At 63.1% G+C, this 16,418-nt stretch carries 11 protein-coding genes; 3 read left to right on the forward strand and 8 right to left on the reverse strand.

The annotated features are described in order from the left end of the window. Positions 1-73 precede the first annotated feature (73 nt). The 3 genes from IGS68_RS28895 to istA all read right to left on the reverse strand — a co-directional run bounded on the left by IGS68_RS28895 (position 74) and on the right by istA (position 3,978). Positions 74-1,678 (reverse strand): ISL3 family transposase, encoded by a 1,605-nt coding sequence (locus tag IGS68_RS28895; RefSeq protein WP_201070890.1) that lies wholly within the window; start codon positions 1,676-1,678, stop codon positions 74-76. Between the two features lie 147 nt (positions 1,679-1,825). Then, positions 1,826-2,704 carry an IS21-like element helper ATPase IstB gene (istB, locus tag IGS68_RS28900; protein ID WP_201082575.1) on the reverse strand — a complete coding sequence of 293 codons (879 nt, stop codon included), beginning with the start codon at positions 2,702-2,704 and terminating at the stop codon, positions 1,826-1,828. After that, entirely contained in the window at positions 2,701-3,978 is a 1,278-nt protein-coding gene (gene istA, locus IGS68_RS28905) for an IS21 family transposase (RefSeq protein ID WP_201076556.1), read from the reverse strand. The genes istB and istA overlap by 4 nt, the downstream gene beginning before the upstream one ends. A gap of 84 nt (positions 3,979-4,062) precedes the next feature. Here istA and IGS68_RS28910 point away from each other — a divergent pair, with 84 nt between their 5' ends. Next, positions 4,063-5,058, forward strand: a complete 996-nt coding sequence (locus tag IGS68_RS28910) for an IS1380 family transposase (protein ID WP_201082576.1) — start codon at positions 4,063-4,065, stop codon at positions 5,056-5,058. Positions 5,059-5,593: 535 nt separating this feature from the next. Continuing rightward, positions 5,594-5,659: a DUF2735 domain-containing protein gene (locus tag IGS68_RS36370; protein WP_371821955.1), complete on the forward strand. Its 66-nt coding sequence runs from the start codon at positions 5,594-5,596 to the stop codon at positions 5,657-5,659. Positions 5,660-6,649: 990 nt separating this feature from the next. Here IGS68_RS36370 and IGS68_RS28920 read toward each other — a convergent pair. From IGS68_RS28920 to IGS68_RS28940, 5 genes are all read right to left on the reverse strand, one after another. After that, complete coding sequence (locus IGS68_RS28920; RefSeq protein ID WP_201082577.1) at positions 6,650-8,113, reverse strand: NAD(P)-dependent oxidoreductase; 1,464 nt, start codon at positions 8,111-8,113, stop codon at positions 6,650-6,652. Between the two features lie 160 nt (positions 8,114-8,273). Further along, complete coding sequence (locus IGS68_RS28925; RefSeq protein ID WP_247881477.1) at positions 8,274-9,497, reverse strand: acetamidase/formamidase family protein; 1,224 nt, start codon at positions 9,495-9,497, stop codon at positions 8,274-8,276. Between the two features lie 406 nt (positions 9,498-9,903). Further along, complete coding sequence (locus IGS68_RS28930; protein ID WP_201082579.1) at positions 9,904-10,887, reverse strand: alpha-E domain-containing protein; 984 nt, start codon at positions 10,885-10,887, stop codon at positions 9,904-9,906. Further along, entirely contained in the window at positions 10,880-12,331 is a 1,452-nt protein-coding gene (locus IGS68_RS28935; RefSeq protein ID WP_201082580.1) for a circularly permuted type 2 ATP-grasp protein, read from the reverse strand. The genes IGS68_RS28930 and IGS68_RS28935 overlap by 8 nt, the downstream gene beginning before the upstream one ends. 13 nt (positions 12,332-12,344) lie before the next feature. After that, positions 12,345-15,671 (reverse strand): transglutaminase family protein, encoded by a 3,327-nt coding sequence (locus tag IGS68_RS28940; RefSeq protein ID WP_201082583.1) that lies wholly within the window; start codon positions 15,669-15,671, stop codon positions 12,345-12,347. 300 nt (positions 15,672-15,971) lie between these two features. Between IGS68_RS28940 and IGS68_RS28945 the strand changes: the two genes are divergently transcribed. Continuing rightward, a complete protein-coding gene (locus tag IGS68_RS28945; protein ID WP_201082585.1) occupies positions 15,972-16,229 on the forward strand; it encodes a hypothetical protein in 258 nt (85 codons plus the stop codon). Positions 16,230-16,418 lie beyond the last annotated feature (189 nt).

The following is a 16,418-nucleotide window of genomic DNA, read 5'->3' on the forward strand; positions in this document are numbered from 1 at the left end:
GATGAAGCTTGGTCCATCCGCATTCCCGGTGCACAAGCGGCAAGTGCATTTCCACGTCATATTTTCTCCGATGTCATGCGGCCTCCAGAACCCGATAGCGCAGCAGGTCGAAGCCGGCCCGCCCGCACATGGTACGCTTGATCGTCTTGAGTCGACTGACCTGACCTTCCACCGGGCCGCTGCTCCACGACAGCGACAACCCGGCCCGGACCGCCGCCAAGTCCCGTTTCAAGCCGCCGGCAAACCCGGTCAGCGCCGTTCCCTGCGCTGCCGCGAGCCACGGATCCAATCCGTCGGCCCGCCTCTCTCGGACCATCGCGCGAAACTCCCGCGCCAGCGCGATCACCACGGCCAAGTCCGGCGATCCGGCGAGCAGGGCCTCGACGAACTTCCCTGCGGTCTCGTCGATCTCGTTGGCATCGGCCACCACCAGCCACGCCGCGCGCCGGCCGGAGGGCGCCTTCCAGGCGGTCGTAGACGACTCCAGGTCGGCAGGCCCGGCACCGGTGCCCCGCAGCCGGCGCCGAACCCATTCCTGCACGGTCTTGGGTCGGCCCGAATAGCCCCGGTCGCGGATTTCCCGCCACAGCCGGGCGGTGTTGGTGCAGCCCTCGGCCCAGCGTTGCCGCAGGTACTCGGCATGGCGGTCGATTGTGCTCCCATAAGCCGGTTTGCTCCACGACGGAGGCCGGCCCGCCCGCAACCATGTCCGGATCGTGGCGCGGTCCAGGCCAGTGCTGCGGGAGATAGCACTCTGCGACCAGCCGCGGGCGTGCAGTGCTGCGACTTCCTCGAAACGGGCCTGCCGCGCCGCCCGCTTGTCCAGCGTGCGCTGCTGGCTGCGGGGCAGAGGCCGGGGCTCCGGCGGAGCGTTGGGAACCGGAACCGTCGTCACCGCCGTGGCTGCCTTGGTCGCAGTGCGGATGGCCCGGTGATGCCGGTCGAGAACGCCGGCCAGGGCGTCGCCGAGATTGCGCAGAAGATGCCAACGGTCAGCCACCTGGACCGCGTCCGGAGCTCCGGTCCGGGCGCCGTCGGCATAGGCACCGGCCCGGTCTCGGGCAACGATCTCCACGCCGGGGTGTGCCTTCAGCCAGGCGGCAACTGTTTCTCCGTCGCGATCGGGCAGCAGGTCGATGGGGCGGCTGCGCTCCAGATCGACGATGAGGGTGCCGTAGCGCCGGCCACGCCGCCAAGCCCAATCATCGATGCCGACGACGCGCGGGGTCGGTGCCACCGGGAGGGGAGCCGCCCGGATCAGGCGCAGCAGGGTGTCGCCGCTGACCGGCATGGCGAGGCGGTCCGCTAGGCGGGCGCCCGACTCGCCTCCGGCATGTAGGGCGATGCGGCGTTGCGCCTCGGCGAGGCGGACGGTCCGCCGAACCCTCGGCAGGGCCACCTCCGGCAGGCGCTCGGCGAAGATCCGGCGCGGGCATCTTGGGGCGGAGCAGCGAAAGCGACGGACCTGAAGCTCGAGATGGCCGATCCTCCCCTGCCAGGGGAGATCCCCAAGATGCCGGATGTAGCGGCTGTGGACGCGACGCGAGTGGCGCCGGCACAAGGGACAGGACGCCGTGGCGGCGCGAGCACGAACGGCGACGACAACACGATCAGGGCGGACGACGACCCGCTCAACCGCGAGACCGGCGGGCAGCAGGGACAGCAACGAACTGGACACGGAGAAGACGGCACTCTCGGGGGAAAAGCGTTTCCCCTCATATGGTTATCCTCACCCTCTGGCGCACTCGCCCTGCACCGGGAATGCGGATGGACCTGAAGCTTCCCCGGATCGGGCGGGTGAATAATCCCCAGACGGTTTATCAGGTTATAGGTCGGTGTCTGGCTGGGCAGAGGTCATTTTCGGTGGTCGTCCCCGGCGGCGTGGTTGAGGTTGAGGGGCAGTGATGGATCGGGTTCGAGTGTTGTCCGGGATCAGGTCGGCGTGGCGGCGGAGCCGGTAGCTGGCTCCCCCGATCTGAACGACAACGGCATGGTGTAGCAGGCGGTCCAGCAGCGCGGTGGCGACGACGGTGCCGCCGAAGACATCGCCCCATTCGGCAAAGCCGCGGTTCGAGGTCAGGATCATCGCGCCGCGTTCGTAGCGGGCATTTACCAGTTGGAAGAACAGGTTGCCGCCCCCCGGGATGACGGGCAGATAGCCGATCTCATCGACGATCAGCAGCTGGGGCCGGCACAGAAAGCGCAGGCGTTCGCGCAGGGTGCCCTCCCGCTCCGCCTTGGCGAGCGAACTGACGATGTCGGCCAGGGTGGCGAAGTAGACCGAACGACCGGACTTGACCGCCTCGACACCGAGGGCCAGCGCCAGATGGGTTTTGCCGCAGCCGGGTTGACCGAGGAAATGGACCGCCTCGTGGCGATCGACGAAGTCGAGCTGGGCCAGCGCCATGATGCGGTCGCGGTCAAGCGAGGGCTGGAAGGAGAAGTCGAACCCGCCCAGGGTCTTGATGTTGATCAGCCGGCCCATCTTCAGCGCGGACCTGACGCGTCGCCCCTCCCGCAGGGTCAGTTCCTCGCCGAGCAGGGTGTCGATGGCCTCCAGGGCCGAGATCTCGCCGCGTTCGATCCGGCGCAGGATATGCTCCAGCACTTCGAGCGCGCGCGGCATGTTGAGACCGACCAGGTGAGCGCGGATGCGGTCGAGCGTGGCGGGGCTGGCCGCCGGATCGAGGGTGGTTGCGGTCATGGGGCACCCTGCTGGCTGGCGAGACGGCGGCCGATCGCGTCGTAGATGGCCAGCGAACGGGGTGTCACCGTGCTGCCCCGAGGAGGCTCGGGCCTGGTCTCCTCCCGGGCCGTCCTGCTGTTGGCCGGCGGCGGCTGGGTACGGTGGCCGGGAGCGATCCGGCGCTGGCCGCGGCCTTCCTGTGCCGGATGGGAGGCGATGAGCATGCCGTCCTCCAGGATGTTGACCGCGCCGGCGGTAATCTGCACCTCGACGGTCCGCCGGCGGGTGCTGTCGGGCACGGAGTAGAGATTGCCGGCAACGGAGACCATGCCGTCGCGGGTGATGCGGCGCTCGAGTGCCAGCACGGTGTTGAAGGGACCGGCCGGGAGGGCCTTGAGGTGATCGCGCTCCTCGGCGAAATGCTCGACGACGACACGCTGGGTGGTGGCGTGCAGGCGAACGTTGGCGACCTGGTCCAGCCACTGGACGAACTGGGCATTCAAGTCGTCCAGATTGCGGAAGGTGCGGGCGAGGAAGAAGTCCTCCCGGACATAGCGGAAGGGCCGCTCCACCTTGCCCTTGGTCTGCGCCCGGTAGGGCCTGCAGGCCTTCGGCAGGAAACCGTAGCAGGCGGCCAGATCGAGGAGCTTGGCATTGTAGGCGATCCCCTTGGCCGGCTGGTCGGGGTCCTCGACGTCACCGAGCACGGCGGTCTTCATGCGGTCATACAGGATCTGCTCGGGCACGCCGCCGAACGCCTCGAAGGCGGCGATGTGGCACCGGAGCACGGTCGGCAGATCCTGGCGGGCGACGAAGCGGGCCCACATCATGCGGCTGTGGCCGAGCACGATCGAGAACAGCCAGACGATCCGCTCGACGTCGGGCTGGTCGGTGAACACGGTCTTGAAGAAGGCGAAATCGACCTGGGCCTGCTTGCCGGGCGGTGTCTCGAACCGGCGCTCGAACTGTGTCTCGGGCCTGGGCCGGACGGTGCGCAGGAAATCCTTCAGCACGGTATAGCCGCCCTGGTAGCCGAGCGCGCGGATATCCCGGAGCAGACGTCGGCCGCTGAGTTCCGGGAAGGCCTGGAGGCGCTCCCGCAGGTAGGGTTCAAAGGGGCCGACAAGGGTCTGCCGCGGGGGCCGCGGCGTGTAGGCGGGCGGCTCCAGCCCATTGGCGATGTACTTGCGGATGGTCTTGCGATCCAGGCCGGTCCGGCGCGCGATTGCCGACACGCTCAACCCCTGGCGGGCGAGATCGAGAATCATGACGAGTTCCCCAAGTGTGACCACCCACGCCCTCCCTCAATCGACTGAGGGGATTATGGGCCAAGGGCGGCTACACGGTTCCGAGGCGCCTGCTCCGGAGCCGTGCCGTTGCGTCAGCCTGGGGAAAGTTCATCCGCCCGATCTGAGGAGTATTCACCCGGCACTTACAACCTGTTCTGCGACAGCTTCGCCCAGGTGCCCCGGCGCGTCGTGCTCGACATCGACGACACCGAGGACGAGGTCCACGGCTCGCAGCAGTTGTCGCTGTTCCACGCCAAGCACGACAGCCACTGCCTGCTGCCGATCCACATCTACGACGGCCTGACCGGCAAGCCGGTGGCGGTCATCCTGCGCCCCGGCAAGACCCCGAGCGGGGCCGAGGTCGCCCTGGTGCTGCGCCACGTCATACGCCGGCTGCGCCGCCGCTGGCCGCGGGTCGAGGTCGTCGTGCGCGGCGACAGCCACTACGGCCGCCATGAGGCCATGTCATGGTGCGAGGCCAACGGCGTCGGCTACCTCCTCGGCCTGGGCACGAACGCGGTGCTCAAGGCGCGGGTGAGCGGCCTGGGCGAGGACGCCGCCCTGGCCCGGCTCGACCTCATGGACAAGGCGGCCAAGGTGCGCCACCATGCCGAGTTCCGCTACGGCGCCAAGAGCTGGAGCTGCGAGCGCCGGGTCATCGCGCGCGTCGAGGCCTCGGCCCAGGGCGTGGACTGCCGCTTCGTCGTGACCAACCTGGCCGGCATGCCCGAGGCGCTCTACGAGCGCGGGTACTGCCAGCGCGGCTCGGCGGAGAACCTGATCAAGGACCACAAGCGCCACCTAGCGTCCGACCGCACCTCGTGCACGGCGGCCACCGCCAACCAGTTCCGCCTCCTGGTCCACACCGCGGCCTACTGGCTGCTCCACACCCTGCGCGGCCTGGCGCCCAAAACCTCGTTCTGGCACAAGGCCCAGTTCGACATCCTGCGCGCCCACCTGATCAAGGTCGCCGGCCGGGTCCGGGAAACCGCCGCGCGCGTCGAGGTCGCCCTGCCGTCCAACTTCGCCCATCCCGACAGCCTGCGCCGGCTCTCCGGTCGCATCGCCCGGCTCCCGCCGTGACGCCCCGGGCAGCGTGCCCGTGACCGCAGTCCTTTCCGCCAACCCACATGACCTCGCCCACCGCGCGGCCCGCGCCACGGATCAGCGCGCCTGATACGAGCTCCGCAACCTGGCCGGGCGCCCTTGTGGAAAGGCACGTGAATTATCCGGGCTAATACCTGCAATTCAGCCTTCTTCTCCCGCTCGAAAAGGAACGAATGGACTAGCGTCTTAGCAAGGATCGATCTGAGTCTCACTAGGAGCCTGGCAATACTGGCCAGTGACGACAAAATATATATGACAAAGAACTTCTGTAAAAGTATGCAATCCGTCTTCTGCTTAAAAAGAAGACACCCAATGAGTTTGAACGAACCATGTTGCACCAATGGGAGCAAAACCTGCTCTGCACAAATGAAGACGCATGAATGAAACCGCATTCCCGTGGTAATTTTTTCAAAATCTACATTTCCTCAGAAATGGCCGCGCATCTATTGGTGTCCATCATGAATAGATCAAGCCCGTCACGAAACTCGCGTCTGCGCGCGTATCCGAAGCAATGTTTGGCAGCGGTTGGTACCATGAAGCAGCGGTCCAAGAAGCTGAATGGGACCGCAAGCTTTAGCGTCGCTTGCTGGTCGGTTCCGCCGAGTTCTGGCCAGACTACTGCTGGTCATGCTACCGACCAAAGTAACACTCAGTTCATGGGAGGTGAGGAGGGCGACACCCGAATTGTTGCTCAGTTGCGATGGCGCAGCGTTCGGACCAGAACGTTTGCGGCTCGTGCCTCCCAGTCCGGAGTGTGGGAAGGCGAGCGCATTGAACTGGTACTCAGCCAACTCGGCTTATTTATGCCCGTCCAATGGGGCAAGAAGTTATCGATCACCCATCCAGCGGGTTGGCCCATAGACGGACGAGCCGTGCGGTCCTGTCCCCGCCAGCCCTCGTTACCGGCCCACTCATTACAAAACCAGAACCATTCGCAGTAGCAGGTATCCACTCCATGACCTCGCCATTCCGAGGCGCGGTTTTCATCGTCCGCCATGCAGTCATGGCGAGCTTTCCTGCCCCAAAGGCGAGTTCTCTCTTCCCACAGCTCGCATCGCCGGTCCTTACTTCGATCATTATTCTTAATGGTCGGGCGAAACCCAGGTAAATGTCAGGGAAATCTGATCTGACGTGATACCGATTCCTTGTCGATCCGTCCGGCTTGATAAGAATGGTTTATCCGAGGGCTTCAGGCGGGTTTCCACTTTCTCCAGTGCGGCTATGGCCTCTGCCGCTATGCGTTCATACTCGTCTATTGGGTGTTCTTCTGACTTGCTCATTTTTGGATCCGATGTGCGCGAGGGGACAACCTCCTGAAATTGGAGCCAGCCCACCGATAAGTAGACTGTCGCCGGAGTATGGCAGGCAACAGCCTTCCTGATGAAATCACGGCATGGATTTGTAAATGCTGCAGCGCAGAAAACGTTGTAGCTCTCAGACGGCATATACCAGCAAGATAGACGATTAAGTTGCGTTCATCATGGTCTCTATGCAATCATAAATACGAAGTGTTAGATCGGGCTATGAAATCGGTAGTAGAATTCTAATCGTTAGCCCATGACCCTGATTATTCAGCAGCGACCGACTCCTGGCTTTCCGGCATGGAGACTTCAGCCTTTCGCTGCAGATAGCTGTGGATGTGAGCGGCAACATCGCGGCCGTCACGGATCGCCCAGACCACCAGGCTGGCGCCGCGCACGATATCGCCGGCGGCGAACACACCGTCCAGGTTGGTCATCATGGTGCGGAAGTTCACTGTCACGGTCCCCCAGCGGCTGACCCTCAGGTCGGGCTCGCCGAACAGGGTGGGCAAGTCCTCCGGGTCGAAACCGAGCGCCTTGATCACGAGGTCGGCTTCCAGCTTGTATGTCGACCCCGCGATCACCTGCGGGGTCTGACGACCGGTGGCATCGGCCACCCCAAGATGGATGCGGTGGGCGTTCACGCCCGCGACCAGTCCGTCCTTTCCCTCGAACCCTTCCGGAGCGGACTGCCAGACCAGCTCAACGCCCTCCTCCTCCGCATGGTTCACCTCACGCTGCGAGCCCGGCATGTTGGCGCGGTTTCGGCGGTAGAGGCATTTCACCGATCTGGCGCCCTGACGGATCGCCGTGCGCACGCAGTCCATCGCGGTGTCACCGCCACCGATCACTACCACGTCCTTGCCGGCCGCGTTCAATGCCCCGCTGTCATATTCCGGCACGGAGTCGCCGAGCCCCTGGCGGTTGCTGGCAGTCAGGTATTTCAGCGCGGGAATGATATTGCCCAGGTCCGAACCCGGCGCCTGAAGATCGCGCGCTTTATATACGCCGGCCGCGATCAGCACCGCGCCGTGCCTGGCGCGCAACTCGGCCAGCGTGGCGTCGCGACCGACCTCGAAATTCGTATGGAACACCACTCCCTGCTTGATGAATTGTTCGGCCCGGCGCTGGACGATGTGTTTCTCCAACTTGAAGCCGGGAATGCCATAGATCATCAGCCCACCGATCCGGTCGTAGCGGTCGTAGACATGAACCTCATAGCCTTTGGCGCGGAGTTGCTCGGCCGCCGCCAATCCGCCCGGTCCGGCGCCGATGATGCCGACGCTCTGTCCGCGTTCGGCAGAGGGCATGCGCGGTTTGACCCAGCCCTTCTCCCACGCCGTGTCGGCGATGTAGCGCTCCACGGTACCGATCGTCACCGTGCCGTGCTTCGACTGCTCGATCGTGCAGTTGCCTTCGCAAAGACGGTCCTGCGGGCATATCCGCCCGCATACTTCAGGAAACGTGTTGGCAGCGGCGGCGATCTCGTATGCCTCTTCCAGCCGACCCTCGGCGGTAAACCTCAGCCAATCCGGGATATTGTGGTGAACCGGGCAATGAACCTGGCAGAAGGGCACGCCACACTGCGAGCACCGGGCGGCCTGATCGGCGGCACCGCGGTCGTCGAACCCTTCGTAGATCTCATTGAAGTCATGCCGACGAGCCTCGGCATCGCGCTTGTCGGGCATGCGCCGGTCGACATGAACAAACTGGAGCATTTTCTGCGGCATTACGAGAGCCTCCTCGGCCTAACGGCAAAACCACTGGCGGGCGCGGGCGCGCCGCGTCCTCGCCAACTTGGTCCTGCATTGGATTCACCTGCCCCGACCAGGGCTCGTTGGTGAGACAACGTGCCTTGAATGAGCCGGTTCCCTTATCTCCCGGGCTCAATCACTCCGTCCTGGCCGATTTCTCCTCTCCTGTGACTTCCTTGAAATCAGACTTCCGGATCAGGATGTTGGTTCCCTTTGTGCGGTCCACCACCTGGGAGATCTGCACATCGGAAGCGGCTGACAGATAAGCATAGGCGACGGCACGGTCCATGCCCAACCGTTCCGTCAGAAACCGCAGCGCTTCGCGAATGGAGTCCTGCGTGGCCAGATCCAAGTCCGGGTTCAATCCGACGGGGATCCAGTACTCCTCGGTTTCCGCGAACAGCTTCTTCAAGGTGCCTGAGGCCGAGGGGATCTCCGGATCACCCTGCTTGAGCAATGTGATTCGGAAGGTCGGCCGCTGAGAATGCTCCAAGGCCGTCAAGGCCACCTCGCCGTCGCCCTGCGCCATGTGCGGATCGCCAGTATAGAACATCGCACCCCTGACGAACACCGGCAGGTACAACGTCACTCCTGGCCCGAATTCGTTGACGTCGATGTTGCCGCCGAAGACGTCGGGCGGAATGGAATTGACCGGCTGATCAGTCGCCGCCGCAACGCCCATCAATCCCATGAACGGATTAGCCGGGAAGGTGATCTCCTTGCCGTCCTGGTTCTTTATCACGCCGTACCACTGGTCGCCCTGCTTGCGGATCGGCGTGAAGACCGAGACATTGCCGTAACGGTCCGGGAACTCCGGGGTAGCATCCTCGCCCGGGCTGGTGTTTTCGGGGAATTCGCCGGGCAGCGCTCCCTTGCCATGCCGGTTGGAGATGACGCCGTAAGGAACCCGCGGCACCACCGATAGGACTTCGACCTTGAGAACGTCGCCGGGTTCAGCTCCCTGGATCTCGACAGGGCCGGTCACGATATGCGGTCCGTCTTTTTGAAAATCATGCGGCAGCTTGGAAGACGCGATCCTGCGGGCATCGTCCAGGATCATGTTTTCAGGAACACCATGGGAAGTGAAGAATTTGACGGGATCTCTTCCCTGATCCTCCAGGATCCCCTCGTGGGAAACCGTGTCGAACACGATAGTCGCACCACTTGGAACGGTCAGGACCGGCTTCGTCGTCGCGTTGGGCAGATATCCCCACTTGATGGTATCCAGCGTCGACGGCACATAATACACCCCCTCCGGCAGACCTGGTGCGGCCAGCCTTCCCGGTTTGTCCGCGAGGGGCTGTAAGGGCATTTCCTGGGCAGTGAGGGGGCCGGCGATCAAAAGCAGACCGCAGAACATGGCTTTCTTGAACGGCATGGTCTTCTCCCGCATCCGTGATGACGTAGATGAGAGCGTCCGTTACCTGGTGGTGACGTATCGGCCGACATTGGTGCCGCCCGTTATTATTTCAGCCCTCGACGGCAGGCGTGCCATGAGGTCCACGAAGCCCAACCGATGTACCGAAACGAAGTTCCGCCTCGGCAGTGTGCACCCCTTCACGGATTTCGTCGCAGCCCGTGCCGACCCCGATTGTACCGACTAATGCTCGGCGACAGAAATGACCCAGCGTTAACATGCCTGCTGAGGGCACCGGTGTATCAGGAACGAGAGGAATAAGCCTCATGGATCTCTCGGTTTGCCGGGACCCGACGGCATGCTTTCGTTAAAGGATCTGCGTGCTGACCTTCCTGTCAGATCTTGTCCCTCAGCCACACTGACTCTGCTTCTGACCTTCCATAGCCGGCTGTCCAAAGAATGAGGTGGAGATGGCTCCAGTTACATTCCCGAGACGTAGTTGCAACAAGTCCAGATATTCATGCAAGCCGCTCCGGATAACGGTGTCGATGTTCTGGGCATGGAGCGCTGTCATTATTTCGTCGACCTGCTCCATGGCGGTGTTGCCTCCCTGCAGCATGTAGTGCGATTTCAGCCTCACCAGCAAGCCCTCGATCTGGCGCGCGCAGGTCGCGACCGACCGCGGAAAACTTTCATTGAACAGCAGGAACCCGGCGACCGCGGCCGGGGTCATGCCGCGGGGATAGATACGGCGGAAGGCATGATAGCCCGCAGCCGAGCGCAGTACGGCATTCCACTGACTGACATCCACCGGTGAACCGACCTCTTCGACCGTAGGCAGCAAGGTATGATACTTGATATCCAGTAGCCGGGTGGTCTGGTCGGCGCGCTCGATGCATTTGCCAAGCTGGTAAAAATACCAGCCCTGGTCCCGATAGAAGGTGCCCTCCGTGATTCCGGTATGGGTCTGGCAGGCCTCCTTGACCATGGCGCACAGCCGCGGCAGGTTGTGCTGCATGACGTCCCGCGGCGTCAGTTCTTTCAGTCGGTTATGGAAAACATTGATCTGTGTCCACATCTCAGTGCTGATCAGCGGCCTCAGCGTGCGGGCGTTCTCGCGGGCATAGCGGACCGCCGAAATGATCGAAGTCGGATTTTGTGCATCGAGAACGTAGAACTGCGCGACGGCCTCAGCGGATGCCGTGAGATGACGTTCCATGAACCGCTGCTCGTCGGCATTGATCTGGATGATGGCCTGCCAGTTCCGGGCGCCCTGCCGGTCGCGGGCAAAGGTTTCATTGACGTCGATGATGCGGGCCAGGTTCTCGGCACGCTCCATGTAACGGGCCATCCAGAAAATGGCCTCGGCATAGCGGGCAAGCAGATTACTCAAGAACCCACGTGTCTTTCGACCCGCCTCCCTGTGAGGAGTTGACGATCAGGGTGCCCTTGCGGAGTGCTACCCGCGACAGGCCTCCCGGCAGCACCCAGGTACTTTTGCCAGTGATGGCGAAAGGCCGCAGGTCGACATGGCGCGGCTCGATGGCATTTTCCACCACGGTCGGACAGACCGACAGCGGCACCACCGGTTGGCTGATGTAGTTGGCTGGGTCCGCCAGCAGCTTGGCCCGGCAGGACTCGAGTTCCTCGTGGCTGGCCCGCGGGCCGATGGTGATCCCGTATCCGCCCGCCTCGCCGACCGGCTTGACCACCAGCTTGTCCAGATTGGCCAGCGTGTATTTCAGCGCGTCCGGCTCGCGGCATATGTAAGTCTCGACATTGGGCAGGATCGGCTCCTGATCGAGATAGTATCTGATCATCCGTGGGACATAGCAGTAGACCGCCTTGTCATCCGCCACGCCAGTGCCGACGGCGTTAGCCAGCGCCACGTTGCCCTTCCGGTAGGCCTCCATCAGGCCCGGCACGCCGAGCAGACTGTCCGGCCGGAACGCCAATGGGTCGAGAAACGCATCGTCGAGGCGCCGATAGATGCTGTCGACCCGCACCAGCCCGTTGGTCGTCCTCATGTAGACCCGATCGTTCTCGACCACCAAGTCACGCCCCTCGACCAGCGGCACACCCATCTCACGGGCCAGGAAGACATGCTCGAAATAAGCTGAATTGTACGAGCCCGGCGACAGCAAGACGACCTGAGGGCTGTCGGCTGCGCCGGGGGCGATCTCACTCAGCGCCTCGAGCAGCCTGACACCGTACTGGTCCACCGGGCGGATGCCGATGTCCGCGGTCAGGTCGGGAAAGGCGCGCAACATCATATGGCGGTTCTCCACCACATAGCTGACGCCCGATGGCACCCGGGCATTGTCTTCCAGCACCCGAAAGGTGCCGTCGCCGTCACGCACCAGATCGACACCGAGAGTGTGGACATATGTTCCGAATGGCACGTCCAGACCAATCATCTGAGAGCGGAAATTCGCGTTGGGCAGCACCAGGTCAGCCGGAATGATCCCGTCCTTCAGGATCTTCTGGTTATGGTAGATGTCATGCAGGAATAGGTTCAGCACCGCGGCCCGCTGAACGACCCCGGCTTCAATGTGCGCCCATTCCGCGGCGGACAGCACCCGCGGGATCACGTCGAATGGTAGGGTGCGGTCAACGGCATCGCGTTCGGAATACACGATAAAAGTGATGCCGAGATTGTAGAGTTCCCGCTCGGCGTCCCGCGCCCGCCGGCGCAGAGTCTCGTATCCGATGGCCTCCAAACGTTCGCAGATCACTCTCGTATGCTCGATGGGCTTGTCCCGGCCGCCGAGCAGCTCGTCGTAGAAGCCACTGGGAGCAGGATAATTCCCCGATCGGAAAAGATTGTCGACGGTCATGCTCGCTCTTCCGTCAGAGGTTTCTCAGGTCCAGGGTCAAGGGGAACTCCGCGTTGCGTCGGTCCCCCGGCACATCCACCGGTCCCGGCGTATGGCCGGAGGGCTGGAAGCGATTGCGGCGCCGCCCCGCCGCCTCATCGACGCTGACCGGTAAAGTGTCGTGGGGGCGGCCTTCCGGATCGGCTACGTGATAAGTGCAGCCGCCGATCGACCGCTGTGACCAGGTGTCCAGCAGGTCAAACACGAGCGGGCTGTGGACTGGGATGGTCGGATGCAGAGATGACGGCGGCTGCCAGGAGCGGTATCTCACGCCGGCGACATATTCGCCCTCTACTCCCGTCGGGTTCAGCGGTATCCGCTGCCCATTGCACACCACGGTATGGCGCTGACCGATCATGCCGGTGACCCGCACCTGCAAACGTTCGATTGAACTGTCGATGAAACGGACGGTGCCGCCACCCCCCGGTTCCTCACCCAGGGCATGCCAGGGTTCCAGAGCGTGCCGCAGTTCCAGGGTGATGCCCCGGATCGACACCTCACCATGCACCGGGAAGCGGAAGTCGAAATGCGGAGTAAACCACTGGTCCGGGATGGGATAGCCCTCATTCCGCATGTCGGTCAGAACATCGATCAGGTCCTGCCAGACGAAATAGGGCAGCATGAAGCGGTCATGCAGTTCGGTTCCCCAGCGGCGCAGGCGGCTCCGGTAGGGTCGCCTCCAGAACCGGGCGATCATGGCGCGCACCAGCAATTGCTCTGTCAGGCTCATCTGGGCGCTCGGCGGCATCTCGAAGCCGCGGAACTCCACCAGGCCCAGGCGACCATCGGCTGTGTCCGGTGAGTACAGCTTGTTGATGGCGAATTCAGCCCGGTGCGTATTGCCCTGCATATCGGTCAGCAGATGACGCAGAACCCGGTCGATCAACCAGGGCGGACAGGATTCATCCTGCGTCGCCGCCTCCAACTGGCCGAAGGCGATCTCCAGTTCGTAGAGTGTATCGTGGCGCGCCTCGTCGATGCGCGGCGCCTGACTGGCCGGGCCGATGAACTGGCCGGAAAACAGGTAGGACAGCGCGGGATGATTCTGCCAGTACGTAATCAGGCTGCGCAGCAGATCGGGCCGGCGCAGGAACGGACTGTCCGCTGGCGTCCAGCCACCGATCAGCAGATGGTTGCCGCCTCCGGTACCGACATGACGGCCTTCGGTCGTGAACTTCTCGGTGTCGAGCCCGCACCGGCGCGCGTCCTCATAGAGGTCGTTCGTGGTGCGCACCAGCTCGTCCCAGGAATGGGATGAGTGGACGTCGACCTTGATAACGCCGGGATCCGGCGTAACCGCCAGATTGTCCAGCCGCGGATCGCGCGGCGGCGGGTAGCCCTCGATGATCACCGGCATGCGCAACTCGATCGCGGTCGCCTCGACCAGCGAGAGCAGATCAAGATAGTCTTCCAGCAGGTTCATCGGTGGCATGAAGACGTAGAGCCTGCCCTGGCGTGCCTCGCTGCACAGCGCCGTCCGTACGACCCACCAGGCCGACTCACCCGGCTCGGGAACTTCCGAACGCACCTCGGCCATGGCGTGACGAACTTGCCGGCGCTGGGCGTCTTCGCGACCGTCGGAGGGCAGGGGGTTCCGGCCCAGCGGCACCTGATGAGGCGGCAGCGGGGGGCGGGGTTCGAACGGGTCCTGCTCCCAATGATAGGGATAGTCGGCCTGGCTCGTCCACGGCAGCGATCCCAAAGGTAGCCGGTAGCCGATCGGGCTGTCACCCGGTGCCAGCAGCAGCCTTTCCTGGCGCAGGGGCCAGATACTGGACAGCCAGACCGGCCCCTGCCGGGTCATCCGCCGGCCGATTGGCAGGGCGAAGCCGACCGGTTCGTCCAGGCTGTCGCTGAGCCCCTTGGCAAGACGTGCCCGCTCTTCCGGATCGTCGAGTTTGCTGTCGAGCGGATCGACGCTGACCGGCAGTGCCGTCTCCTGCCGGACGCGGGGCCAGGGATCCTCATAGGCGGCAACCACCAGCGCCGGATCGATGCCCATCTTCCGCGTCAACGCCACCAGGAAGCGGCTTGCCGACCGCACATCGAACCCGTAATCCACGGCTTCCTGAGCCAGCAGATCCGCATTGGCCCATAGTGCATTGCCATCGCGCCGCCAGTAAGCCGTGATCGCCCAATGGGGCAGCGGCTCTCCGGGAGACCATTTGCCCTGTCCGAAGTGTAGCAGGCCCCCTGGCGCGAACCGGTTCTTCAGACGCTCTATCAGACCTGTGGCATATTGGCGTTTGGTTGGCCCAGTGGCGGTGGTGTTCCACTCCGCCGCGTTCCTGTCATCGGTCAACACAAAGGTCGGCTTGCCGGCCATGGACAATCGCACATCGCCCGCGCGGAGCTCCTCATCCACCTTGTGCCCCAGCGCTACGATGGCGGCCCATTGGGCATTGGCGTAGAACCCGCTGGTTCGCGGCTTGTCGTGGATGCGGGTAACCGACAGTTCATGATCGAACTCCACCTCTGCCGGTTCGGCCATGCCGGTGACCGGCACGGCACTGGAGGGGTCGGGGGTGCAGGCCAGGGGGATGTGCCCCTCGGCGGCCATCAAGCCCGAGGTGGGATCGAGCCCGATCCATCCGGCACCGGGCAGGTAGACCTCGGTCCAGGCATGCAGATCAGCAATGCCCGTCGCGGGCCGGTTGAGATGATTTTGATCGGGAGCAAGTTGGATCAGGTAGCCGGACACGAAGCGGGCCGCAAGTCCCAGATGGCGCAGGATCTGGACCAGCAGCCAGGCGTTGTCCCGGTAGGATCCCGTTCTCAGCGTCAGCGTCTCTTCCGGTGTCTGGATTTCGGGTGCGCGCCGGACGACGGAGGTAATATGCCGCTGCAGCCGTTGATTAAGATCCGTCAGGAAGGAGACGGTGTTCTGCTTTTCGCGCCGGACACCCGCCAGCCATTCCGCGAGCCTCGGTCCGACTGGTGCCGTCTCCAGGTAGGGGCGCAGTTCCCGCTGCAGCCAGGGTTCGTAGTCGAAAGGCCACTTCTCCGCGGTAGGTTCCAGGAAGAAGTCGAATGGATTGATGGTCGTCATTTCCGCGACCAGATCGACTTCGACCATGAACTCGCGCGTTGGTTCGGGAAAGACGAACCGGGCGAGATAGTTGGACTGAGGGTCCTGCTGCCAGTTCAGAAAGTGCTGCCGCGGCGTAACCTTCAGCGAATAGCTCAGGATCGGCGTTCGGGAATGGGGAGCAGGCCGGAGCCGGATAATCTGCGGTCCGAGGGACACCAGCCGATCATAGCGATAGGTGGTCTTGTGATTCAGTGCGACATGGATGCTCATAGCGGCAGATCACTGTCCTGGCGGCAGACTAGATGTTGCACATGCCTGTCACAGTGTACCGATGTCAATCGCGATTTAGCAGGGCAGGGTAACGCATGACCTCATGCAGGAACCGCAATCCGGCGAGTTGAGCCTGTTTACTGTGCAAATGCAGCCCTCTTATTGTGCAAGTATAGCCTCCTTATTGTGCACGTAAACGGCAGAAGAATCCGGCGTTGTGGCGGCGCAACATTTTTTGCGGAACTCGATAAGCCTGTCTCCTGTTCTTGCAAATGCCGAACGATCGCGAGAGGACTCAGGATGGCTGAGGACAACGAGGATCAAGCCAGAGAGATGGCTCTGGAAGGTTTACGAAAGCTCAGGGGCGGCAAGGACACGTGTCTGGACGGGCGCGAGCTGATGGAAGAGGCCAAGCGTCTCGATCACGATGCGATTGCTGACATTGCACTGGAGAGTGAAGACATAAACCGGAGCAGTCGCGACAATGCCGAACCCCAACCACCCGACAGCATCACATCTTCGCCAGCCGGGATCGGCGCAGTGACCAGTAATAGGTGACTGAAATCGGACAGCGGCAATGCATCAGGCTATCAGGCCCACTGCAGTCTCGGGGCAAGTTTTCAGCCTAACAGATCAGGTGGTAGACTGTGCCTATTTTCCGGGACCTGATCGAATATGTTCCAACTCTAAAGCGCACCGCAGGATTGGCATCTGAGCACTCATGGTTGCTGCCTGAGGATCACAAGG

It is taken from the genome of Skermanella sp. TT6 (assembly GCF_016653635.2).
In the GTDB taxonomy this organism is placed as follows: Bacteria; Pseudomonadota; Alphaproteobacteria; order Azospirillales; family Azospirillaceae; genus Skermanella; species Skermanella cutis.